This is a genomic window from Mesorhizobium helmanticense, from assembly GCF_003034915.1.
Taxonomy (GTDB): Bacteria; Pseudomonadota; Alphaproteobacteria; order Rhizobiales; family Rhizobiaceae; genus Mesorhizobium; species Mesorhizobium helmanticense.
The window spans coordinates 42713-65015 of record NZ_PZJX01000038.1 but is presented as its reverse complement, the minus strand read 5'-3'; the positions used below and the strand labels follow the sequence as shown (position 1 = coordinate 65015).

Annotated in this window: 21 protein-coding genes; 14 read left to right on the top strand and 7 right to left on the bottom strand. The window is 62.6% G+C overall.

The features are described from left to right. Window positions 1-49: 49 nt before the first annotated feature. The 6 genes from C9427_RS20095 to C9427_RS20070 all read left to right on the top strand — a co-directional run bounded on the left by C9427_RS20095 (window position 50) and on the right by C9427_RS20070 (window position 6684). Window positions 50-814, top strand: coding sequence for an electron transfer flavoprotein subunit beta/FixA family protein (locus tag C9427_RS20095; RefSeq protein ID WP_146172564.1), 765 nt, complete (start codon window positions 50-52; stop codon window positions 812-814). A gap of 3 nt (window positions 815-817) precedes the next feature. Continuing rightward, window positions 818-1786 carry an electron transfer flavoprotein subunit alpha/FixB family protein gene (locus tag C9427_RS20090; RefSeq protein ID WP_107650846.1) on the top strand — a complete coding sequence of 323 codons (969 nt, stop codon included), beginning with the start codon at window positions 818-820 and terminating at the stop codon, window positions 1784-1786. 49 nt (window positions 1787-1835) lie between these two features. Then, window positions 1836-3749, top strand: a complete 1914-nt coding sequence (locus C9427_RS20085; protein ID WP_208636387.1) for a heterodisulfide reductase-related iron-sulfur binding cluster — start codon at window positions 1836-1838, stop codon at window positions 3747-3749. Between the two features lie 64 nt (window positions 3750-3813). Beyond that, window positions 3814-4737, top strand: coding sequence for an NAD(P)-dependent oxidoreductase (locus C9427_RS20080; protein WP_107650844.1), 924 nt, complete (start codon window positions 3814-3816; stop codon window positions 4735-4737). A gap of 2 nt (window positions 4738-4739) precedes the next feature. After that, entirely contained in the window at window positions 4740-5534 is a 795-nt protein-coding gene (locus tag C9427_RS20075; protein ID WP_107650843.1) for an N-acyl homoserine lactonase family protein, read from the top strand. 121 nt (window positions 5535-5655) lie between these two features. Beyond that, complete coding sequence (locus C9427_RS20070) at window positions 5656-6684, top strand: hydroxyacid dehydrogenase (protein WP_107650842.1); 1029 nt, start codon at window positions 5656-5658, stop codon at window positions 6682-6684. A gap of 50 nt (window positions 6685-6734) precedes the next feature. Here the strand turns inward: C9427_RS20070 and C9427_RS20065 are convergent, their stop codons facing one another. Further along, window positions 6735-7415 carry a GntR family transcriptional regulator gene (locus C9427_RS20065; RefSeq protein WP_107650841.1) on the bottom strand — a complete coding sequence of 227 codons (681 nt, stop codon included), beginning with the start codon at window positions 7413-7415 and terminating at the stop codon, window positions 6735-6737. Between the two features lie 241 nt (window positions 7416-7656). Between C9427_RS20065 and C9427_RS20060 the strand changes: the two genes are divergently transcribed. The 8 genes from C9427_RS20060 to C9427_RS20025 all read left to right on the top strand — a co-directional run bounded on the left by C9427_RS20060 (window position 7657) and on the right by C9427_RS20025 (window position 16448). Beyond that, complete coding sequence (locus tag C9427_RS20060; protein ID WP_107650840.1) at window positions 7657-8244, top strand: amino acid synthesis family protein; 588 nt, start codon at window positions 7657-7659, stop codon at window positions 8242-8244. Then, complete coding sequence (locus C9427_RS35250; protein WP_107650839.1) at window positions 8237-10027, top strand: alpha/beta fold hydrolase; 1791 nt, start codon at window positions 8237-8239, stop codon at window positions 10025-10027. The genes C9427_RS20060 and C9427_RS35250 overlap by 8 nt, the downstream gene beginning before the upstream one ends. A 5-nt stretch (window positions 10028-10032) precedes the next feature. Next, the gene (locus C9427_RS20050; RefSeq protein ID WP_107650838.1) at window positions 10033-11091 is read left to right on the top strand and encodes an LLM class flavin-dependent oxidoreductase; all 1059 of its coding nucleotides are present in this window, start codon (window positions 10033-10035) and stop codon (window positions 11089-11091) included. Next, window positions 11088-12563, top strand: a complete 1476-nt coding sequence (locus C9427_RS20045; RefSeq protein ID WP_107650837.1) for an aldehyde dehydrogenase — start codon at window positions 11088-11090, stop codon at window positions 12561-12563. The genes C9427_RS20050 and C9427_RS20045 overlap by 4 nt, the downstream gene beginning before the upstream one ends. Before the next feature lie 84 nt (window positions 12564-12647). Further along, the gene (locus C9427_RS20040) at window positions 12648-13652 is read left to right on the top strand and encodes an ABC transporter substrate-binding protein (protein WP_107650836.1); all 1005 of its coding nucleotides are present in this window, start codon (window positions 12648-12650) and stop codon (window positions 13650-13652) included. A 60-nt stretch (window positions 13653-13712) separates the two neighbouring features. Next, window positions 13713-14573, top strand: a complete 861-nt coding sequence (locus tag C9427_RS20035) for an ABC transporter permease (RefSeq protein ID WP_107650835.1) — start codon at window positions 13713-13715, stop codon at window positions 14571-14573. Between the two features lies 1 nt (window position 14574). Next, window positions 14575-15375 (top strand): ABC transporter permease, encoded by an 801-nt coding sequence (locus C9427_RS20030; RefSeq protein ID WP_107650834.1) that lies wholly within the window; start codon window positions 14575-14577, stop codon window positions 15373-15375. Further along, complete coding sequence (locus C9427_RS20025) at window positions 15372-16448, top strand: ABC transporter ATP-binding protein (protein ID WP_107650833.1); 1077 nt, start codon at window positions 15372-15374, stop codon at window positions 16446-16448. The genes C9427_RS20030 and C9427_RS20025 overlap by 4 nt, the downstream gene beginning before the upstream one ends. 26 nt (window positions 16449-16474) lie before the next feature. On the opposite strand, the gene C9427_RS20020 is transcribed toward C9427_RS20025, so the two are convergent. From C9427_RS20020 to C9427_RS19995, 6 genes are all read right to left on the bottom strand, one after another. After that, the gene (locus tag C9427_RS20020) at window positions 16475-17536 is read right to left on the bottom strand and encodes an ABC transporter ATP-binding protein (RefSeq protein ID WP_107650832.1); all 1062 of its coding nucleotides are present in this window, start codon (window positions 17534-17536) and stop codon (window positions 16475-16477) included. 12 nt (window positions 17537-17548) lie between these two features. Next, window positions 17549-18592, bottom strand: a complete 1044-nt coding sequence (locus C9427_RS20015) for an NAD(P)-dependent alcohol dehydrogenase (protein ID WP_107650831.1) — start codon at window positions 18590-18592, stop codon at window positions 17549-17551. A 106-nt stretch (window positions 18593-18698) separates the two neighbouring features. After that, on the bottom strand, window positions 18699-18938 hold the full coding sequence (locus C9427_RS20010) for a DUF2160 family membrane protein (RefSeq protein WP_107650830.1): 240 nt from the start codon (window positions 18936-18938) through the stop codon (window positions 18699-18701). A 4-nt stretch (window positions 18939-18942) separates the two neighbouring features. Further along, window positions 18943-19779, bottom strand: a complete 837-nt coding sequence (locus C9427_RS20005) for a carbohydrate ABC transporter permease (protein WP_097571505.1) — start codon at window positions 19777-19779, stop codon at window positions 18943-18945. Continuing rightward, entirely contained in the window at window positions 19779-20660 is an 882-nt protein-coding gene (locus C9427_RS20000; protein WP_107650829.1) for a carbohydrate ABC transporter permease, read from the bottom strand. Before C9427_RS20000 ends, C9427_RS20005 begins: the two co-directional genes overlap by 1 nt. A gap of 125 nt (window positions 20661-20785) precedes the next feature. Beyond that, complete coding sequence (locus tag C9427_RS19995) at window positions 20786-22201, bottom strand: extracellular solute-binding protein (protein ID WP_245437116.1); 1416 nt, start codon at window positions 22199-22201, stop codon at window positions 20786-20788. Window positions 22202-22303 lie beyond the last annotated feature (102 nt).

Below are 22303 nucleotides of genomic sequence, written 5' to 3'. Positions count from 1 at the left end.
CTAAAACGGGTGCCGGGCGCTTGAGGTGCGTTCCGTCGGAGGAGAGGCCGTGAATATTCTCGTTGTCCTGCGCATGATTCCGGATTCCGCCGGCGAGCTTCAGCTTGCCGAGGACGGGCGCGGCATCGATCGCGAGTGGCTGGATTTCCAGCTCAACGATTTCGACGATCATGCACTCGAAGAAGCGATTTTGCTCAAGGAAGGGAGCGGCGCGACAGTAACGGCGGTCGCCATTGGCGAAGGCGCCAACCGGGTGCTGCAGATGGCCGCCGCCCGGGGCGCCGACGAGGTCATAGCCCTCCAAACCGAGGACGATGCCATGATCTCCTCGCGCACCATAGCCGCCACGATCGCGGCGACGGCGCGCGCCAAATCCGCCGATCTCGTTCTCTGCGGCGTGCAGTCGACCGAGGATGTCTTCGGCCAGCTGGCACCCTATGTCGGCGCGCTGCTCGACTGGCCGCATGTCTCCGGCACCAACCGCGTTTTACCCGACGGTGCCGGATTGCGGGTAACGCAAGAGCGTGGCGCGGGCGTCGCCGTCACCTACGAGATGGCCTTGCCTGCGGTGCTCGGCGTGCAGACTGCCTCCAAGGCGCCGCGTTACGTCTCCGGCAGCAAGCTGCGCGAAGCGTCGAAAACCCCGATCGGTCGCGCCACGCTCGAGCCATCCGGCTTCGAGCGTTCGGCCGAGATACGCGAGCTTCGCCTGCCAACGCAGGGCGGCTCGGGTGAAGACCTCGGCAACGACGCCGAGAATGTCGCCGACCGACTGGTCGCCATCCTGGCAGCCAACGGTCTGGCAAGGAAGTAAGCCATGAAGATGATAGCTTGCACCGAAGGCCGCTCCGACAGGGTCGAAGCCTTCTCCCTCGAGATGATCAACGCGGCGCGTTCCATCGCAGCGGCTGGCGACGAGGTGGTCGCCTTCTTTGCCGGCCAGGCCGCCAAGGCGGCAGCTTCTTCCTTCGGAGCAGCAGATCGGCTGATCGCCGCTGACGCCGCCGGTTCCGATCTGATCCCTGCCGAAGCCTATGCGCGCCTGTTGCGCGATACGATCGCGGCCGAACAGCCCGATCTGGTGCTGGTGCCCTACTCGGCGAACGGACTGGATGTCGCTGCCGACATCGCCGCGCGCACCGGCTGGCCGCTCCTGTCTTATGTCAATGAAATCAAGCGGGATGGCGAAAGTCTGAATGTCGTAGCACAGATGTATGGCGGCAAGGTCCTTGCCGAATGCGTGGTCAAGCTCCCCGCGGTCCTGATGGTCAATCCGGGCGCCTTCGAGGAGGCCATGCCAGGCCCTGTCGACGCCGCCAAGGTGCAGCAATTCGATGCCATGCCTGCCATCGAAAGCAGCAGGGTCAAGATGGTGGCCATCGATGTGCCTGACTATGCCGATGTCGACCTGACGACCGCCGAACGGATCGTCTGCGTGGGTCGAGGCATTGGCGACGAGGCGAGCATCGACATTGCCCGCGACCTGGCGACGATCCTCGGCGCCGAGATCGCCGGCAGCCGTCCCGTGGTCGACAATGGCTGGCTGCCGAAGCTGCGCCAGGTCGGCAAATCGGGCCAGAAGGTCAAGCCCAAGCTTTATCTGGCGCTCGGTGTCTCCGGCGCGCCCGAGCATCTCGAGGGCATGTCGCACGCCGATCTGATCATCGCGGTCAACACCGATCCGAAGGCTCCCATCTTCAACGTCGCTCACTACGGCGCAACCTGTGACCTGTTCGATCTCGTCGCGAGCCTGAGCGACAGGCTGCAGGCGTCGCCGGGCCGTTGAGATGGCATCGACCTTGGTGCTCTGGGTAATACTGGCTTCGGCAATCGCAATGACAGGCTGGCGCGCACGCCACTACGTGTCCGCGCTTGCCAATGCGCCGAAGGTTGCCCGTTTCGACCAGCCGTTGCGACGCCTGGAAGGCGTGGCAACCGCCATCGGCCTGCACAGGAAGATGTTGCGCAAGCCGCTCGCCGGCGTGCTGCACGCGATCATCTTCATTTCCTTCTTCGTCCTGTTCACCGCGACGATCGAGGCTTTCGGCTCGCGTCTGTTTCCAGGGTTCTCGCTGGCGCTCGTCGGCGGGGAAACCTGGATCGCCGGCCTGCAGGATTTCTTCGCGGTGCTGATGCTGATCGGCGTCGGGCTTGCGCTCTACCAGCGTTATGTCCTGAGGCCGGCACGGTTCAAGGGATCGAGCGGCAGCGACGCGGCGATCATTTACGTGCTGATCGTGCTGATCGTAGGCTCGCTGCTGTTCGAAGCGGCGGCGCGCATTCTGGGCGGGGCGGACGGTTCGTGGCGGCCGGTCGCCTCCTGGCTTGCCGGCCTGCTGGGCCGCATCGGTGTGCCGGCGCAGGAGACACAGGAGATCTGCTACTGGCTGCATGTCGGCGCCATCCTCGCCTTTCTCGTCTATATTCCCGGCTCGAAGCACCGGCATATGTTCCTTGCCGCGCCGAACATCTATTTTCGCAATCTCGAACCGCGCGGCGCCGCGCCGGCGGTGCCGCGCGATCGTGAAAATCCCGGCGTCGACAAGCTCGCTGAGTTCGACTGGAAACAGCAGCTCGACCTTCTCTCCTGCACCGAATGCGGCCGTTGCCAGGCGGTCTGCCCGGCCTATGCCGCGGGCCTGCCGCTCAGCCCCAAGATGCTGATCACCGACATGCGCGACGCGCTGGCCGCCGGGCCGTCGGCGCTGCCGCTGGTCGGCGGCGTCATTTCGGAAGCGACGCTGTGGGCTTGCACCACCTGTCGAGCCTGCATGGAAGAGTGCCCCGTCGAGATCGAGCACCTGCCGAAGATCATCGACATGCGCCGTCACCTGGTCGACGAAGGCCGTGTCAGTCCAGGTTTGCAGGATGCGCTTTCCAACCTTACCCGGCTTGGCAACTCCATGGGCAAGCCTTCCAAGATGCGGGCTCGCTGGACCAGGGAACTCGGCTTTCCGGTCAAGGACGCACGCAGCGAACCTGTCGATGTTCTGTGGTTCGTCGGCGACTACGCCTCCTACGATCCGCGCGTTCAGGAAATCACCCGCAAGGTTGCCGAGTTGCTGAATGCGGCAGGTGTCGATTTCGGCATTCTCTTCGACGCCGAGCGCAACAGCGGCAACGACGTACGGCGCGCCGGCGAAGAGGGTCTGTTCGAGACGCTCGCGCAGTCCAACATCGATGCGATCGGGGAATGCACCTTCAACCGCATCATGACCACCGATCCACATAGCCTGAATGCGCTCAAGAACGACTATCGGCATTTCGGCGCTGCATTTGAGGTCTTGCACTATACCGCCCTGCTGGCCGAGCTCATCCAGGCGGGAAAGCTCGACCTCGCCCCGGTCGATGGCGGCAAGGTTACCTATCACGATCCCTGTTACCTCGGGCGCTACAATGGCGGCTTCGATGCGCCACGCGACCTGATCCGCGCGGCCGGCTACACGCTTCACGACATGCCACGCTGCCGCGAGAATTCCTTCTGCTGCGGCGCCGGCGGCGGCCGCATCTGGCAGAGCGACGACGGCGTTGCCGAGCGGCCGAGCGAGAACCGTATCCGCGAAGCGCTGAGCCTTGGCGACATCGACTATTTCGTCGTGGCCTGCCCGAAGGACAAGGTGATGTACACCGCGGCCATCGATGCCCTTGGCGTGGCGGACAAACTGAAGGTCCTGGATATTGCGGAACTTCTCGTGCCGCGGCCGACACGCGATACGGCACCCGAGGCTGCCGGCGTGGATATCATCTGATGAATGCAATCCGCGATATCGAGATTAACGCGATGGGAAATGTGCACCTGAGGAGTGAGCGATCATGTCGACCATGAAAATCGGCTTTGTTGGTATCGGAAAAATGGGCACGCCGATGGCGAGCCGTCTCATCCAGGCCGGCTATGATGTGACGGTCCATGACGTCGACACCAGGGCGGTCGAGGAACTGGTCAAGGCAGGCGCCAGGGCGGCAACCGGCGCGCGCGAGGTTGCCGACAGTGCCGAGATCGTCTTTGCCAGCCTGCCCAGTCCCCAGATCCTCGAAAAGGTCGTGCTCGGTGAATCCGGCATTGCCGAGGGCAAATCGGTTCGGATTTTCATCGACATATCGACGACCGGCCCGCGCACGGCCGCCAGGGTTGCCGAAGGTCTTGCACCAAAGAACATCGCCATGATCGACGCGCCGGTCAGCGGCGGTTTGAAGGGTGCCCGCAACGGCACGCTCGCGGTGATGGTATCAGGCCCGAAAGCGGCCTTCGAAACGGCAAGGCCGGTGATCGAGAACTTCGGCAAGATCTTCTTCATGGGCGAGGTTCAGGGCGCCGCCCAAACCATGAAGCTTGCCAACAACCTGCTTGCCGCCGCAGCCCTCGCCGTCTCTTCCGAAGCTGTCGTCATGGGCGTCAAGGCCGGCCTCGATCCCAAGGTCATGCTTGACGTCATCAACGCATCGAGCGGCCGCAACAGTGCGACCGAGGACAAATTTCCCAAATCCGTGCTGCCGCGCACCTTCGATTTCGGTTTCGCGACCGGCCTGTCCTTCAAGGACGTGCGGCTTTGCGTCGACGAGGCCGAGGCGATGGGCGTGCCGATGGTGGTGGGCAGCGCGGTCCGCCAGTTGCTGAGCGTGACCAACCAGCTCTACGGGCCTGACTCTGATTTCACCTGCATGGTCAAGACGGTCGAAACCTGGGCGCATGTGCAAGTCGGCTCGGCCGAGACCCCTGGCGTTGCCGAAGCGAGCTGACGATGGGCAACGCGGCACGCTATGAAATCCATGCCGTTCGCTACGGCCATTTCGAGCGCCGGTCGAACGAAAATTTCCTTGGCGGCGACACGCATGACGTTCCAATGCCGCTGGACTATTTCGTCTGGGCGATCGTCGGCGAGCAGCGCACCTTCATCGTCGACACCGGCTTCGACAAACCGACCGGCGACAAGCGTGGCCGCAGCGTCATCAGGCCGGTCGACGAAGGCCTCGCCGTCATCGGCATCGACCATACGGCCGTAAGCGACGTGATCATTTCGCACATGCATTACGACCATTGCGGCAACCATCACCTGTTTCCCAACGCGACCTTTCACCTGCAGGATGCTGAGATGGAATTCGCGACCGGCCGCTGCATGTGCCATCACGCGATGAGCCATCCGTTCGAAGTCGAGGACGTCACCACCATGGTGCGGCGCGTCTACAACAAGAAGGTCTGCTTCCACGATCCGGAATCGGAAATCGCGCCCGGCATCACGCTCCACAAGGTCGGCGGCCATTCGCGCGGGCTGCAGGTGGTCCGCGTCGAAACCGACAATGGCGCGGTGGTGATCGCCTCCGACGCCGCTCACTTCTATGCCAATATGGAACGCGAAAAGCCATTTCCCGTCTTCGACCGGCTGAGCGACGTGATCCTTGGGGTGGAGCGGATGAAGAAGCTTGCCAGCTCACCCGCCCATATCGTTCCAGGACACGATCCGCTCGTGCTCAAGCATTTCGCGCGCTCACACCAGAATGTCGAGGACATCGTCGCGCTCGCGCACCCTCTGGGTTGAATTTGCTGGCGATCAACTCTCGGCAGCCATTCCTCGACGCCTGCGGCACCACTGGTAAACCGTTCCATCATCGAATAGTCAGATCTGCACGGATTGCCCTGATATCGGCGCAGGAGGAGAAATGTCGCATTCATTGCCGCTGGTCATCAGCGCGCCGGAACCGCGCACGCTCGACCTCATTTTCACGCCGCCGCAGCTGGCGCGCTTCAGGGCGAAATACCGCATCGTCGAGACGACGCCCGAGGGCGTCGCCGCGCTGCCGGCGGATGTGCTGGCCGAAGCGCGCTACATTGTCGGCCAGCCGCCGATCGCACCCGAAACGCTGGATCGGATGAAGGCGCTTCGCTGCGTCTTCAATGTCGAGAGCAACCTGATCAACAACATGCCCTACGAGGCGCTGTTTGCGCGTGGCATCCATGTCGTCACCACCGGCTTGGTGTTCGCCGAGCCGGTGGCCGAGCTCGGCATCGCCATGGCGCTCAACCTCGCCCGCGGCATCGTCGATGCCGACCTCGCCTTTCGGCAGGGCAAGGAGCTGTGGGGCGGCGATGGCAACAGGACGGCGCGGCTGCTCTCCGGCGCGGATGTCGGCATCATCGGGTTCGGCGATCTCGGCCGCGCACTCAACCGGCTGTTGTCAGGCTTTCGCACGCGGACCAAGGTCTTCGATCCGTGGCTGCCGCCGTCGATCCTGATCGAGAACGGCGTCGAGCCGGCCTCGCTCGATACAGTCCTGTCGGAGAGCGATTTTGTCTTCGTCGTAGCTTCCGTGACCAGCGAGAACCAGGGGTTCCTTGGCGCGGAAGCCTTCGCCAGAATGCGCAGAGGAGCGGCCTTTATCCTGCTCAGCCGCGCCGGCGTGGTGGACTTCCCGGCCCTGATGGCAGCGGTAAAGAGCGGCCACATCGTCGCCGCCAGCGATGTCTTCCCGGAAGAGCCGCTGGCTCAGGACCATCCGGTTCGCGCCCTGCCCGGCTTCCTGCGCTCCGCACATCGGGCCGGCGCGCTCGACATCGCCTTCAAGCGCATGGGCGACATGGTGCTGGAGGACATGGATCTGATCGACCGCGGCCTGCCGCCGATGCGCTCCAAGCGGGCCGAACGCGAAACCGTTTCGCGGATGCGGTCGAAGCCGGTCGACAAGAACTAGCCCAGCCAATCACGGCTCGACGAAGCTGCCGCCCGCAAGATCGGGCAATGCTAGTCGAGGGAACCCAGCCGAAGCGCGTTGCGGGCGATCTGCCAGGCGGATTCGACATGGCGCCTGGCCGCCGCTTCCGCCGCCTCCGGCTTGCGTAACCGGATGGCGTCCATGATGGCGTGCATTTCGGCGATCGCCGGCTCACGGCGGTTCTCCGATGCAATCGTCATCGAACGCAGCTGGTTGATGCGAACATTCAGCCCGGTGACGATCTCCCAGGCAATGCGCTTGTCGGCTGCATCGAACAGCGCCTCGTAGAATTTGGTCGTCGCCCGCATCACTTCGACCGGCACACCCGACGCCCAGGCTTCGAGAAGCTTTTCCAGGGCACCGTCGAGCACAGCGATCTGCCCGTCGGTGGCCGAGTTCGCGCAAGCCCGCGCCGCAATGCCTTCCAGCAAGGCGCGCAACTCGTAGATTTCGTCGGTGCGGCCGAGATCGGGTTTCGCCACCGCGGGCCCATGACCCGGTATCATCTGCACGAGGCCTTCCGCCTCCAATTGCCGCAGGACTTCGCGTACGACCGAACGACTGACGCCGAGCTGATCGCAAAGCGGCCGCTCGACCAGCCTTTCGCCGGGCTGGAAATGGAAGTCCATGATCGCCTCGCGCATGCGCTCGAGCGCCAGCGTCCTCAGCGTCTTGGCAGAGCGGTCGATCCGAAGCGTATCGTCAGCCATTTTTTCTCCGCTCCCTAGAGCAATTCCAGGAAAAGTGCTTTGCGGTTTTCCGTCCTGAGTTGCGTAAAAACAAACACTTAGAGCGAGTCAGCGATTCTATCAAAAGCTGAACTGCCCTACCGCGTCACAAAACAGATTCCATAGTCGATTGACAAGGTTTATGGTTCTCCATAGCATGGTATACCATAATACGCGATAGGAATGATGAAGGCCCGTTGCGCCATTTCGACCGAGGATTTGCATGAAACCGGCCATTCGCAAGATCGTGACCTATGTTGAGAATACCTTGATCGAAGGTGGCAAGGCAGCACCCCGGCCGCTGCGCCTGATCGGCGTCGCCGCTGTGCTGACCAACCCCTGGGCTGGCCGCGGTTTCACCGACGATCTTTCTCCTGAGATCCGCGCCGTCGCTCCGGTGCTCGGCGAAACGCTCACCCGGGAGATCATCGCGATCGCTGGCTCAGGCGAGGCGATAGAAGGCTACGGCAAGGCCGCCATCTCAGGCACGTCGGGCGAGATCGAGCACGCTTCGGCGCTGATCCACACGCTGCATTTCGGCAATCATTATCGCCGCGCCGTCGGCGCCAAGACCTACCTCGCCTTCACCAATCTGCGCGGCGGACCGAATACGCCGATCATGATCCCGCTGATGGACAAGAACGACGAGGGCCGCCGTTCGCATTATCTGACCGTGCATTTCCAGATCGGCGATGCGCCCGCCCCCGACGAACTGGTGGTGGCGCTCGGCGCTTCTGTTGGTGGCCGCCCGCATCACCGCATCGGCGACCGCTATCAGGATTTGAAGGAGGTCGGAGATCTGCATGGCTGACGCCGCCGCTTCCGCATGGGTCCGCGACATGGCTCCGGATGGTACCGGCTTCATCCGGGCCGGTTCCGGCGCGCCGGTTCTCCTCATCCACGGCGTCGGCATGAGTGCTTCGATCTGGCAGTCGCAGATCGAGATGATGAAGGGTCGCCACGACCTGATCGCCATCGACATGCTTGGCCATGGCGGTTCGCCCTTGCCGCCGGAAAATGCCGAGCTTAGGGATTTCGCCGATCAGGCGATCCGCCTGCTCGACCATCTTGGCCTCGATAGCGTATCGGTGGTCGGCCATTCCATGGGCGCGCTGGTCGCTCAGGAAATTGCGCTCCTCGCGCCTTCGCGGGTCAACTCGGTCGTCTGCCTCAACGCGGTCTTCCGCCGCCCTCCGGCACTCGCCCAAGCGGTGCGCGAACGCGCTGCGGCTCTGGGTCATCACAACGATCGTTCAGCCATTGCCGCAACGATTGCCCGCTGGTTCGGCGACCCGATCCCGGCCGATCTGGCCGGTGCCGCCGCAACGGCGCGCACCGCGCTCGAGAGTGTCGACGCGCAAGGCTATGCCCGCACCTACCGTCTCTTTGCCCGCGCCGACGCCGAGCATGCCGACCGCCTTGCCGAGTTTAGCCACCCGGCGCTGTTCATGACCGGATCGGAAGACAGGAATTCGACACCCGCAATGTCGGCCGCGATGGCACGGCTTGCGCCGAACGGTCATTGCCTGGTCCTGAGCGGCGAAAAGCATATGATGACAATAGCTTCGCCCGAGAAAGTGACTCATCATATCGAGGTCTTTCTCGAAAACCCCACGGATGCCGCAAGCGCTGGGATCGCATTCGACATCCCCGAATTCCGGCGGGCTTTGGGTTCCTTCTTGACCGGTGTCACCATCGTCACGACGATCGGCGCCGAAGGTGAACCGCGCGGCTTCACCGCCAACTCCTTCACCTCGGTGTCGCTCGAACCGCCGCTGGTGCTTGTCTGCATCGCCAAGAAAGCATTAGGACACAGCGCGTTCTCGACATCGAGAGGCTTCGCGATCAACATCCTGTCCGAGAGCCAGAAGACCGAATCCGGCATCTTCGCATCCAGGGCCGTGGACAAATTTGCCGCCGTCGCCTGGCAACCGGGCCAGACCGGCAATCCCCTGATCGACGGTTCGGTTGCGGTGTTCGATTGCGGGATGGAACAACTGGTCGATGCCGGCGACCATTCGATCCTCATCGGTCGTGTCCGCGATTTCAACCACAATGGCGCGCAGCCGCTTGGTTACTGCCGGGGCGCCTATGTCACGCCTGGCCTCAGCCAGGAAGCTTTGGCGGCAGCACCTCCCGAGACCGAAGTCGGCGCCATCCTCGAAAATGAGGGCCGCGTGCTGTTCTTCGAAACCGCCGACGGGTCTCACGAATTGCCGGTCGGGCGCGGGCTGGGCGCAGCCGGTGATGCCCGCAGTCTCAAGGGACGCTTAGCCGCCAGGGCCATCGACGCGCAGCTCGGCTTCCTGTTCGCGGTGTGGGACGATGCAGCCGACCCTTCGCGCACCCATGTCTACTATCGCGGCACGGTTGACGGCGCCTACTCCGACGATCGCCGGGTCAGGCTTGTCGACATCGAGCATATCGCCGGTCTGAAGATCGTCGACCCGGCGGTGCGTTCGATGCTTGACCGCTATGCGCGCGAACGTACCGAGGATCAGTTCGGCGTCTATGTCGGCAATGAGGTCGAAGGCGAAGTCCGGCCGCTCGCCAAACCAGCGCCAGCCGCAGCTATCCATTCCGGCCACAGGTGAGACCGATGAGATTTTCGCTTTTCGTCCACATGGAGCGCTCGGATCTGGCGAAGCCGCATTCCGAACTGCTGGCGGAGTTGGAGGAACTTGTGCTCCTCGCGGAGCAGGCAGGCTTCGAGACCGCATGGATCGGCGAGCACCACGGCATGGAATTCACCATCTCGCCGAACCCGTTCATCAACATCGCCTATCTCGGCGCGAGGACGACAAGCATCCGCCTGGGCACCGGCACCATCGTGGCGCCGTTCTGGCATCCCATCAAGCTCGCCGGCGAGGCGGCGATGGCCGACGTCATCACCGGCGGCAGGCTCGATATCGGCATCGCGCGCGGCGCCTATAGCTATGAATATCAACGGCTCTTCCCAGGCCTCGAGGCCTGGGGCGCGGGCCAGCGCATGCGTGAGATGGTACCGGCCATTCGCGGCCTTTGGGATGGCGATTTCGAACTCTCGGGCGAGTTCTGGTCGTTCCCATCCACCTCCTCCTCACCCAAGCCGCGGCAAAAGCCCTATCCGCCGATCTGGGTGGCGGCGCGAGACCCCAACTCGCACGATTTCGCGGTGGCCAGCAAATGCAATGTGCAAGTGACGCCGCTTGCCTCCGGCGACGGCGAGGTGGCGAGCCTGATCGAGCGCTTCAACGCCGCCTGCCAGGCCCATCCGGAAACGCCCCGCCCGGAAATCATGCTTCTGATGCACACCTTCGTGGCTGAGGACGCAGCCGAAGCCGACCGTCTGGCGCAGGACCTGTCGCAATTCTACTGCCAGTTCGGCGCCTGGTTCCAGAACAAGAAGCCAGTACATCAGGGCATTCTGGAGCCGCTGAGCGAGGCCGAGATCGCGGCCATGCCGCAATACGCGCCGGACAAGATCAGGCAGAACCTCGTCATCGGTGAAGCCGACGAGGTGATCGCCAGGCTGAAGACCTATGAAGCGCAGGGCTACGACCAGTATTCGATCTGGATCGACAGCGGCCTGCCGCACCAGCGCAAGAAGAAATCGCTCCAGCTCTTCATCGACAAGGTGATGCCGGCTTTTTCCGAGTCGCAAGTGGAGCCGCGATGAGCACCACCGAATTCAGGAATTACATGGACGGCCAGTTCGTCGAGGCCGAAACGACCTTCGACAGCATCGATCCGTCGACCGGCACACCATGGGCCAAAATGCCCGCAGCATCTGTGGCCGACGTCGACCGGGCCGTCGAAGCCGCCCACCGGGCGCTGCGCTCCGGCCCGTGGGCGTCGATGACGGCGAGCGCCCGCGGCAAACTCTTGGTCAAGCTTGGCGATCTTGTCGTTGCCAATGCCGATCGGCTGGCCGAACTTGAAACGCGCGATACCGGCAAGATCATCCGCGAGACCCGCGCCCAGATCGCCTATGTCGGCGACTACTACCGTTATTATGGCGGGCTCGCCGACAAGCACGAAGGCTCGTTCGTTCCGATCGACAAGGCCGACATGGAGGTAACGATCCGGCCGGAGCCGATCGGCGTCGTTGCCGCGGTCGTGCCGTGGAATTCGCAGCTCTTCCTGTCGGCGGTCAAACTCGGCCCGGCGCTGGCCGCGGGCTGCACAATTGTGCTGAAGGCATCCGAGGACGGCCCGGCGCCGCTGCTGGCCTTCGCCGAGCTCGTCCACGAAGCTGGATTTCCGGCCGGCACCGTGAACATCCTGACCGGCTTCGGTCATGACTGCGGGCACCGCCTGACCAGCCATCCGCTCGTCGCCCGCGTCGCCTTCACCGGCGGCCCGGCGACCGCCCGGCAGATCGTCGTCAACACGGCGGAGAACCTCGCCTATACAACGCTCGAGCTCGGCGGCAAAAGCCCGGTCGTGGTCTTTGCCGACGCCGATCTGGACAGTGCTGCCAACGCCGTCGTTGCCGGCATTTTCGCGGCAACCGGACAGAGCTGCGTCGCCGGCTCGCGACTCTTGGTCGAGCGTTCGGTGAAGGACAAATTCCTCGACCGGCTGAAACGGAAGGCTGAAGCCATCAGGATCGGTGACCCGCAGGACCCAGCAACCGAAATGGGGCCGCTCGCGACGCTGCGCCAGCGCGAACGGATCGAAAAGATCGTCGCAGAAAGTCTCGCCAATGGCGGCAGGTTGATCATTGGTGGCGCGCGCCCCAAGGGTCACGGTGCCGGTTTCTACTACCAACCGACGATCATCGAGGCGCCTGATCAGACCTTGGCTTGCGTGCGCGAAGAGCTTTTCGGTCCGGTGCTGAGCGCGCTGGCCTTCAACACCGAAGCGCAGGCGCTGTCGCTCGCCAACGATACGAAGTTCGGCCTGGCGTCCGGCGTCTTCACCACCAACCTCGCCAAGGCGCACCGCATGGCCCGCGACATCCATGCCGGGGTGGTCTGGATCAACACCTACCGCGCCGTCTCGCCACTGGTGCCATTCGGCGGCTACGGCCAGTCCGGGCTCGGCCGCGAAGGCGGTCTCGATGCCATCCGCGACTACACGCGCTCGAAATCGGTCTGGATACGCACCTCGGACGAGCCGATCCCCGATCCCTTCGTCATGCGATAAGCGCCGCGGATGGGGAACAGCGGTCAGGGCGAAAACGACCCGGCCGTCAAATGCCGACAACGACAACAAACAGAGGAGAACGACATGAAACTGATCTTCGCCGGCATCCTCGCCGGACTTCTGACCACGACGGCCGCCAAGGCCGAGGACATGGTATTCACCAGCTGGGGCGGAACGACCCAGGAAGCCCAGACCAAATCCTGGGCCGAGCCGTTCACGGCCGCGTCCGGCGTCAAGGTGTTGCAGGACGGCCCGACCGACTACGGCAAGCTGAAGGCCATGGTCGACGCCGGTAATGTGAGCTGGGATGTGGTCGACGTCGAGATGGATTTCGCCATCAAGGCGGCCAAGGACGGCCTCCTCGAGCCGATCGACTTCAACGCCGTGCCGAAGGTCGACCTCGACCCCCGCTTCACCACTGACCATGCGGTCGGCAGCTTCTACTATTCCTTCGTGCTCGCCTGGAACAAGGGCGCCGTTTCAGGCGAACCGGCCGGCTGGGCCGATATGTTCGACCTGAAGAAATCCCCGGGCAAGCGCGCCTTCTACAAATGGTCGGCGCCCGGCGTCATCGAAATTGCGCTGCTGGCCGACGGCGTGCCGGCCGACAAGCTCTATCCGCTTGATCTCGACCGCGCCTTCAAGAAGCTCGACACCATCAAGTCTGATATCGTCTGGTGGAGCGGAGGCGCGGAGTCGCAACAGCTGATCGCCTCCGGCGAGGCGGCCTTCGGCCAGCTCTGGAACGGTCGCGTCTTTGCGCTGGAGAAGGATGGCGCCGATGTCGGCGTGACCTGGGGCCAGAACCTGACCGCCGCCGACGTTCTGGTCGTGCCGAAAGGGGCAAAAAACAAAGACGCAGCGATGAAGTTCCTAGCCGCGGCGAGCAGCCCGACCAGCCAGGCGAAGTTCGCTGAAGCCAGCGGCTATGCGCCGATCAACACCAAGGCTAAGGCCGAGATGCCTGCCGATGCGGTCAAGGCCCTGCCGGACGCCCATGTCGACGGGCAGATCAATCTCGACATGAAGTACTGGGCCGAGCACCGGGACGAGATCGCCACGCGCTGGTATGCATGGCAGGCGAAGTAACGCCCGCCATTTCATGACAAGGAGCGGGACGGCATCCCGCTCCGTAACCAAGGTGTCGCCATGTCGGTGGAAACGCAGCAAAGCGTCGCAACATTGCGGATGCCGGGAGGCCTCGGCGGCCTGCTGCCGGCGCTGATCCTGATCGGGCTTTTCTTTGTCGTTCCGGTGCTCGCTCTGCTCTTGCGCAGCGTCACCGACCCCGCCCCCGGCTTCCAGAATTATGCAGCTCTTCTGGGTGACGGCACTTATGCGCGGGTGTTCTTCAACACCTTCCTGGTCGCCGCGGTCGTCACATCAGTCACCGTGCTTGTCGCTTTTCCGGTCGCCTGGATGCTTGCCATCATGCCGCCGGCCCTCGCCTCGATCGTCTTCGGCGTCATCGTCCTGTCGATGTGGACCAATCTCTTGACCCGCACCTATGCCTGGATGGTGCTGCTGCAACGCACCGGCGTCATCAACCGGGCGCTGATGGCGACAGGTCTCATCGACCAGCCGCTGCCGCTCATCAACAATCTGACCGGCGTCACCATCGGCATGGTCTACATCATGCTGCCCTTCATGATCCTGCCGCTGGTCGGTACCTTGCGGGCGATCGATCCGATGACGCTTCGCGCAGCCGCACTTTGCGGCGCAAGCCCCTTCCAGGCATTCCGCCGCATCCTGCTGCCGCTCTCGCTGCCGGGCGTCGCCGCCGGCGGCCTGATGGTGTTCGTCATGTCGCTCGGCTATTTCGTCACCCCGGCGCTGCTCGGCGGCACATCGAACATGATGCTTGCCGAAATGATCGCGCAGATGATCCAGTCGCTGCTCAACTGGGGTCTCGGCAGCGCCGCCGCCTTCATCCTGCTCGTCGTCACCATGGCGCTCTATGCATTGCAATTGCGCCTTGTCGGAGTCAGGCGCGCGACGGGAGGCGTCTGAAATGCTGCTCGACTATGACCGCATGGGATGGCTGAAAGTTGCGCTGCTCGGCTTCACAGCTCTCGTCGCCGCCTTCCTGCTGTTGCCCGTGATCTTCATCGTCCTGCTCTCCTTCGGCTCGTCGCGCTGGCTGGCCTTTCCGCCGCCCGGCTGGACACTCAAATGGTATCAGGAGCTTTTCGCCGATCCGTCATGGCTCGAAGCAGCACTCACCAGCGCCAGGATCGCCACGATGACGGCGCTGCTTGCCGTGGTGGTCGGGCTTCTCGCCTCCTTTGCCCTGGTTCGCGGACAGTTTCGTGGTCGCGAAATCCTGCGTGGTCTGCTGCTGACGCCGATGGTGTTGCCGGTGGTGGTCTTCGCCATCGCCATCTACGCCTTCTTCCTCCGCCTTGGTCTCGGCGGCACCACCATCGGCTTCATCATCGCCCACACCGTGCTTGCCCTGCCCTTCGCCATCATCCCGATAGCCACCGCGCTCGAAGGCTTCGACAAGTCGATCGAGGACGCAGCCATCGTCTGCGGCGCCAGCCCGCTCGAGGCGAAGCTCAGGATCACCTTGCCGTCGATCCGGATCGGCATCTTCTCCGCCGCGATCTTCTCCTTCCTCGCATCGTGGGACGAGGTGGTCGTGGCGATCTTCATGGCCAGTCCCACCTTGCAGACCTTGCCCGTCAAGATCTGGGGCAGTCTCAGGGCCGACCTCAGCCCGGTTATCGCCGCGGCCTCCAGCCTGCTGGTCGGTTTGACGCTTGCCCTGATGATCGTGACGGCACTTCTGCGTCGAAGGTTCCAGACATGACCCAGCCCTTCCTTTCCATTCGCAAATTGCGCAAGGCGTTCGGCGCCTTCACGGCCGTGCACGACGTGACGCTGGACATCCCCAGGGGCGAGTTCCTGACCTTCCTCGGCCCATCTGGTTCGGGAAAGTCGACGACGCTCTATGCGATCGCCGGCTTCCAGGATCCAAGCTCCGGCAATGTCCTGCTGGAAGGCAAGTCACTGCTCGCGGTGCCGTCGCACAAGCGCAATATCGGCATGGTCTTCCAGCGCTACACGCTGTTTCCGCATCTGAGCGTCGCCGAAAACGTCGCCTTCCCGCTTCGCGTGCGCCGCCGTCCCGAAGCCGAGGTCAAGCGCAAGGTCGCCGACATGCTTGGTCTCGTGCGGCTCGAAAGCTTCGCCGAAAGGCTGCCGGGCGCGCTGTCAGGCGGCCAGCAACAGCGCGTCGCACTTGCCCGCGCGCTGGCCTACGACCCGCCCATCCTTTTGATGGACGAACCGCTCTCGGCGCTCGACAAGAAATTGCGCGAGGAGATCCAAGCCGAAATCCGCCGCATCCATCGCGAGACCGGCGTCACCATTCTCTACGTCACTCACGACCAGGAAGAGGCGCTGCATCTGTCGGACCGGATCGCCCTGTTCAGGGATGGCCGCATCGAGCAGACCGGCACCGGCGAAGACCTGTACCTGCGGCCGGCGACCGATTTTGTCGCCGGCTTCATCGGCAATTCGAATTTTTTGGCCGCCGAACATCTGGAAACCAAGGACGGCGCGTCGACCATACGTCTTGCCGACGGCTCGCTCATCTCTGGCATAAACGCGAACGGCGCCTTCAGCAGCGGGCAAAAGACCAGGCTGATGATCCGCCCGGAAGCCTTTCGTCTCGAGCGCGGCCCGACGAGCGCGGAACTCGCCGTCGAGATCGTCGATGTCGCCTTCTACGGCGAGCGCCGGCGCATCGTTGCGCGCACCGCCGCCGGACAGGAGATCGACATCAGGCCGACCTCTGCCGCCATGGCGTCGCAAGAGGCAACGCCGCGCCACAGGCGGGTCTTTTTCGATCCGGGCGCCGCATTCCTGTTTCCCGCCTAGTCGACAGCGACGGCACGCTGAAGAGTTTACAGGCGTGCGCCGCTTTGCCTGTCAAAGATGTGGACCCGGCACGGATCGATCTTCAGCCTAACCTCTTCGCCGGGGCGGACGGTCAGCCGGTCCTTGACGATGGCGTCAATGGCGTCCTCGCCAAATTTGGCGAATATCTGCGTCTCGGAACCGGTCGGCTCTAGCACTGAAACCGTTGCCGCCAAGCCGTCGGGCGCGATATCGATATGCTCGGGACGTATGCCGTAGATGACTGGCTGATCATCCTTGGCGCGGCCCGCCTCGACCGGCAGCACGGATCCGGTATCCGACACAAAGACCTGCCTGCCGTCCTTCGAACCGATCTTGCCCTTGATGAAATTCATGGCCGGCGAGCCGATGAAACCGGCGACGAAGACGTTGCCCGGATTGTCGTAGAGGTCGAGCGGTGCGCCGACCTGCTCCACCTTGCCGTCCCGCATCACCACGATCTTGTCAGCCATCGTCATCGCCTCGATCTGGTCGTGGGTGACATAGACAATCGTCGTGCCTAGCCGTTGATGCAGTTCCTTGATCTCGACCCGCATGGCAACACGCAGCTTGGCGTCGAGGTTCGACAGCGGCTCATCGAACAGGAAGACCTGCGGGTCGCGCACGATGGCGCGTCCCATCGCCACGCGCTGGCGCTGCCCGCCAGACAGCTGTTTGGGAAACCGGTCGAGCAGCTTGCCCAGATCGAGGATTTCGGCCGCCTTCTTCACCTTGGCTTCGATCTCGGCCTTCGGCCTGCCCTTGATCTTGAGCGAGAAGCCCATGTTGTCGGCGACGTTCTTGTGCGGATAGAGCGCATAGTTCTGGAACACCATCGCTATGTCGCGGTCTTTCGGCAGGACATCGTTCACCACCCGGCCGCCAATGCTGATCTCGCCGCCCGATATGGCTTCGAGACCGGCGATCATGCGCAGCAAGGTGGATTTGCCACAGCCCGACGGGCCGACGAGGATGACGAACTCGCCATCGGCGATGTCGACATTCACTCCATGGATGACCTGGACGCTTCCATAACGCTTGACGATGTTCCTGACGGTGACTTCAGCCAACTCGCATCCCCTCTATTGCGGCAAGGCAATCTGCATCTTCACTTCGCCTTTTGGCGCGGATGCGGCGATTTCAAAGGCTCGAACGCTATCTTCGAACTCGAACGTGCGCGTGATCAGCGGCTTCACGTCGATCGCGCCTGAAGACAGCATGGCAACGCAGCGCGGAAAGACATGTGCGTAGCGGAAGACGTGCTCGACGCGCGCTTCGCGCACCATCGCCTTGCCGACATCGTAGTTGATGTCATGCATCTGCACGCCGATGAACACCACCCGGCCGGCCGGACAGAGCGGATCGAAAATGCCTGCCGCGGCGCGTGGACTGCCCGAGCATTCGAACACGATCTCCGCGCCCCAGCCATCGGTTGCCGCAAGTATTTCCTTGGCCACATCCTGACGCGCGACATTGATCGGCGTGATGGCGCCGAGCTTCGCCGCGAGCTCGAGCTTGGTGTCGTCGATATCCGATACGAAGACCCGTGCGCAGCCCGCCGCCAGCGCCGACAGTGCCGTGACCAGGCCGATCGGCCCGGCGCCCATCACCAGAGCGATGTCGCCCGGCTTCACCTGCGCCTTGGTGGCGGCATGGATGCCGACGGCGAGTGGCTCGACCATGGCCGCCTCGGCAAAGGAAACATTGTCGGGAAGCTTGAAGGTGAAATTCTCCGGATGGATGACGGTCGGCCGCAGGACGCCGTGGATCGGCGGCGTCGCCCAGAAGCGGACCGCCGGATCAACATTGTACAGACCCATGCGCGTCGCGCGGCTGTTCGGGTCGGGAATGCCCGGCTCCATGCACACCCGGTCGCCGACCTTCAGCGACGTCACCTCCGCGCCTGTCTCGACGACAATGCCTGACGCCTCATGGCCAAGGATCATCGGCGCCTTGACCTGGAAGATGCCGGCGCCGCCATGCGTATAGTAGTGCACATCCGAGCCGCAGATGCCGACGGTGTGCAATTTGATGCGCACGTCACGAACGCCGAGCACCTCCTCGCGCTCGATCGGGAAATCCCGCAGCGACAGTTTCATCTTTTCTTCCAGCACCAATGACTTCATGAGCCTGCTTCCCGTCCTCTTCTCTCTCGATCGTCGTTGCGCGCTAAGCTTTTTGTTTGAGCATGATCTGTTCCGAAAACCGGTTCCCACTTTTCGGGATCATGCTCTAGCCACGCCAAACGATCAGCACACCCAACGCGATCGCCAGCACGTGACAGACCGACAATGGGATCGACTGTTCGAGAAACCTCATCCAGAACAATTCGAGCGCAACGAACAGATAGATACCGACAAAAACCCGGTCGAACCAGTTGGTTACGATCGGCAGGAAACCGGTGCGTTGCGGGCTCGCGACGATGGTGTTGGCTTCGTCATCCACCGCATCGAGATCGACCAGATGTTCCATGGGACTACTCCTTGACCGCGCCGAAGGTCAGGCCGGCCACGATGTGCCGCTGGACGACCGAGAAGATCAGCAGCGCCGGTATAAGCGTGATGATCGCAATGGACGCCATCGTGCCCCATTCGGTCCCGGTCGTCGTCACATACTCCGACAGGCCGGTGGTGATGGTGCGCGCGTTGAAGCTGGTGAGCGTCGCGGCGAGCAGGAACTCGTTCCAGGCGAACACCCAGGTCAGGATCAGGGTGACGGCAAGACCGGGCCTCGCAAGCGGAAAGATCACTTCGCGGATCACTTGCCAGGTCGTGGCACCGTCGACGGTCGCGGCCTCGTCCAATTCCTTGGGAATTGCATCGATCGTCGGCCTGAGCGTCCAGATGGCGAAGGGCAGGTTGAAGGTACAGTAGAGCAGGATCATGCCCGTGCGCGTGTCGTAAAGCTTCCACTCCCCTATGACGAAGACCTGCGTGAAGAGCAGGAAGAAGGGCAGCAAGAAGACAGCGGCCGGCGCCATGCGGTTGGTGATCGTCCAGAAGAAGATGTTCTCTTTTCCCGGCAGATCGAAACGCGACAGGGCGTAGCAGGCCATGAACGCCAGGACGGTCACCAGCACCGCATTGCCGGTCGAGATAATGATGGAGTTGAACATGTAGCGGCGCAGCGTATCGTCGCCGAGAACCTTGACATAGTTCTTCCAGTAGACGGTTTCGAGCAGCACGCTTGGCGTGGTGAACAGCTCGACGGCCGGCTTTACGGAGATCACGAACAGCCAATAGATCGGGAACAGCGTCACCAGGCTGAGCAAGGTCCATAGCAGGATGGAAAGAATGGGGCGGTTGGCGCGCATCAGGAAGCTCTCTTCTGGCCGCGGCGGGCGACAAGGGCGACATAAAGCAGCCAGCACATCACCAGAGTGAGGTACAGGACGATGACCGAAGTGGCCGAGCCGTAGCCGTAGTCGGTCTTGGGAAACACGATCTTCCAGATGTGCAGGCCGAGATAGCGTGTCGCCGCACCTGGGCCGCCGCCGGTCAGCATCCACACCTCGTCGACGGTGCGCAGCGCATCCATAAGGCGAATGAAAACCGTCGCCAGGATCGCCGGGCGGATCATCGGCAAGGTGACGTGCCAGAATATCTGCCACCGGTTGGCGCCGTCGATCTGGGCCTGCTCGAACGGCTCCTTGGGCAGCGAGACGAGCGCCGCAAGCAGCGTCAGCGTCACCAGTGGCGTCCAGTGCCAGATATCCATGATGACGGTGAGCGCAAAGGCCATGGTGGCGTCACGACCGATATTGAGGTCGTAGCCGAACCAGGATTTCAGCAGATACGGGATGATGCCGATGCTGGGCGTCATCATCAGCCGCCAGACCGATCCGACGACGATCGGCGCCACGATCAGAGGCAGCGTGTGGATCGTGCGGAACAAACCCCGGCCGGGAAACTCCCGCATGAACAGCTGGGCCAGAAAGTAGCCGAGGATGACCTCGCTCAGAACGGCGAAGAAGGCGAATTTCAGCGTGAACGCGATCGAGGTCAGGAACTCGTTGTCGAACACGAGGCGACGAAAATTGTTGGCGCCGTTGTAGACCATATAGGGATTTGCGCCGAACGGGTTCCATTGATGGAGGGCCACGTAGAGCACGTACAGAAATGGGACGATGCCGAAGATCCCCAGGATCGCAATCGTCGGGGCGAGCAGCAGCCATCCCACTCTGTTTGATCGCATGAAACCACTCCCAGGAAGGCGCTTCACGATATTCCCAAGAATTTCGGGCCTGGGAATTTCGCGAGGCGGCAAAAAGCGTATTCGGGCCGCCGCTTCAAGGCGGCCCGAGATCTGCGTTCGCCCTGCTACTTGCGGTAGCCGAGATTCGTCAGTTCCGCCTCGGCGGCCGCAGCCATCTGGTCGAGCCCATCGTCGGGCGAGACCTCGCCCAACAGGATCTTGTAGAAGATCGGCGCCGTTGCTTCGCGCACCTGCGCATGGAACGGATAGGGCGGAGCGCCGGCAAACAGCTTTCCGTCGTTCTTGAGCATGGTGTAGTAGCCGTTGAGCTTCTTATCCATCTCGATGACTTTCGGATCGTCGTAGGTTGCCGTGTTGGTGATGCGGGGTGCGGCCACCGCCCAATCGCCCTGGACCGAATCCTGGCCGATATATTGCAGGAACAGCAGCGACGCTTCCTTGTTCTTCGAGGTGATTGGAAGGCCAAAGGCGCCGCCGTCATAATAGCCGATATAGCCCTTGCCGGCCTCTGCATCCTCCATGACGCCGGGCTCCAGCGGCGGCAGCGCAACGCCGACATTGCCCACGACCTTCGATTTCTCCGCGTCGGCGGCAATCCATGCTGCGTTCTCGCCATAGACCAAGCCCTGTGCCGCGCGCCCCGCCGCGAAGGTGGTGGCAACTTCGGTCCAGGTGCTGGCCGGCGATTCCGGCGGGGCGATGTCGCGCAGATGCAGCCAGTATTTGAGTGCCGCCTTTGCCTTGTCGCTGTTCATCGTGCCGCCATTGGCGACCGACGCAGAGTAGTTTTTCGAAGCGTCGATACCCCAGTTGTAGACGCCGAAAGTGGGCGCGACGGATTCGAAGAACTCATACCATGAAGCGGGGTGGCCGGTACTCGCCTGCGCGGTGGTGCCCCACAGTTCCAGACTGTGGTCCTTGCCCCATTTGGTGAAGAATTCCGCGATCTGCGTATATTCCTCATGGGTCTTTGCCGGCACCAGGTCCTTGCCGGTTTCCTTCTTGAACGCTTCCTTGATCGCCGGATCGTTGAAGAGATCGGTCCGGTACAAATAGAGCTTGATGAAGGCTTCCATCGGAATGCCGAAAAGATCGCCGTCGGCATTCTTGAAATAATTCGCAAATGTCGTGAAATGCGTCTCATCGTAATCCGGCGCTTTCAGTGACGGATCGTCCTTGAGGGATTTCGTGATGTCGACCAGGAAGTCCCGGGCAAGGTAGGCATAGATGATATCCTGCTCGATATAGACCATGTCATAGATGCCGGTCTTGGCTTCCATGTCCTTGATCGCCTTGTCGTACATCTGGTCCCAGGACGTGGTCTCGATTTCCACCTTGATGCCCGTCGCTTTCTCGAAAGCGGGGGCGAGAACGTCCTTGATATAGTTCGAAGGCGGGGTGCTTTCGGTCACGCCGTGCAGCGTGACACCCTTGTATTTTGCACCGGCGTCCGACCAGAAATCGGCCTTTGCAGGCATTACGCTGGTCATCAGGCCGACTGCCAATGCGGCAAGACTCATTCCAAGTTCATGTTTCATTTTTCACTCCTCCAACAAAACATTGACTGTCAGTCATCCACTTCTGCGATCGCTGTGTCCGTACCCGCTAGGGCACGCAGCTCT

Excerpts from the sequence above, each read along its gene's own strand:
- C9427_RS20065 (WP_107650841.1), bottom strand. The coding sequence starts at position 7,415 with ATGGCTGACGATACGCTTCGGATCGACCGCTCTGCCAAGACGCTGAGG.
- C9427_RS20015 (WP_107650831.1), bottom strand. The coding sequence starts at position 18,592 with ATGAAGTCATTGGTGCTGGAAGAAAAGATGAAACTGTCGCTGCGGGAT.
- C9427_RS20010 (WP_107650830.1), bottom strand. The coding sequence starts at position 18,938 with ATGGAACATCTGGTCGATCTCGATGCGGTGGATGACGAAGCCAACACC.
- C9427_RS20075 (WP_107650843.1), top strand. The coding sequence starts at position 4,740 with ATGGGCAACGCGGCACGCTATGAAATCCATGCCGTTCGCTACGGCCAT.
- C9427_RS20070 (WP_107650842.1), top strand. The coding sequence starts at position 5,656 with ATGTCGCATTCATTGCCGCTGGTCATCAGCGCGCCGGAACCGCGCACG.
- C9427_RS20005 (WP_097571505.1), bottom strand. The coding sequence starts at position 19,779 with ATGCGCGCCAACCGCCCCATTCTTTCCATCCTGCTATGGACCTTGCTC.
- C9427_RS20025 (WP_107650833.1), top strand. The coding sequence starts at position 15,372 with ATGACCCAGCCCTTCCTTTCCATTCGCAAATTGCGCAAGGCGTTCGGC.
- C9427_RS20085 (WP_208636387.1), top strand. The coding sequence starts at position 1,836 with ATGACAGGCTGGCGCGCACGCCACTACGTGTCCGCGCTTGCCAATGCG.
- C9427_RS20035 (WP_107650835.1), top strand. The coding sequence starts at position 13,713 with ATGTCGGTGGAAACGCAGCAAAGCGTCGCAACATTGCGGATGCCGGGA.
- C9427_RS20045 (WP_107650837.1), top strand. The coding sequence starts at position 11,088 with ATGAGCACCACCGAATTCAGGAATTACATGGACGGCCAGTTCGTCGAG.
- C9427_RS19995 (WP_245437116.1), bottom strand. The coding sequence starts at position 22,201 with ATGAGTCTTGCCGCATTGGCAGTCGGCCTGATGACCAGCGTAATGCCT.
- C9427_RS20080 (WP_107650844.1), top strand. The coding sequence starts at position 3,814 with ATGTCGACCATGAAAATCGGCTTTGTTGGTATCGGAAAAATGGGCACG.
- C9427_RS20000 (WP_107650829.1), bottom strand. The coding sequence starts at position 20,660 with ATGCGATCAAACAGAGTGGGATGGCTGCTGCTCGCCCCGACGATTGCG.
- C9427_RS20090 (WP_107650846.1), top strand. The coding sequence starts at position 818 with ATGAAGATGATAGCTTGCACCGAAGGCCGCTCCGACAGGGTCGAAGCC.
- C9427_RS20040 (WP_107650836.1), top strand. The coding sequence starts at position 12,648 with ATGAAACTGATCTTCGCCGGCATCCTCGCCGGACTTCTGACCACGACG.
- C9427_RS35250 (WP_107650839.1), top strand. The coding sequence starts at position 8,237 with ATGGCTGACGCCGCCGCTTCCGCATGGGTCCGCGACATGGCTCCGGAT.
- C9427_RS20050 (WP_107650838.1), top strand. The coding sequence starts at position 10,033 with ATGAGATTTTCGCTTTTCGTCCACATGGAGCGCTCGGATCTGGCGAAG.
- C9427_RS20030 (WP_107650834.1), top strand. The coding sequence starts at position 14,575 with ATGCTGCTCGACTATGACCGCATGGGATGGCTGAAAGTTGCGCTGCTC.
- C9427_RS20060 (WP_107650840.1), top strand. The coding sequence starts at position 7,657 with ATGAAACCGGCCATTCGCAAGATCGTGACCTATGTTGAGAATACCTTG.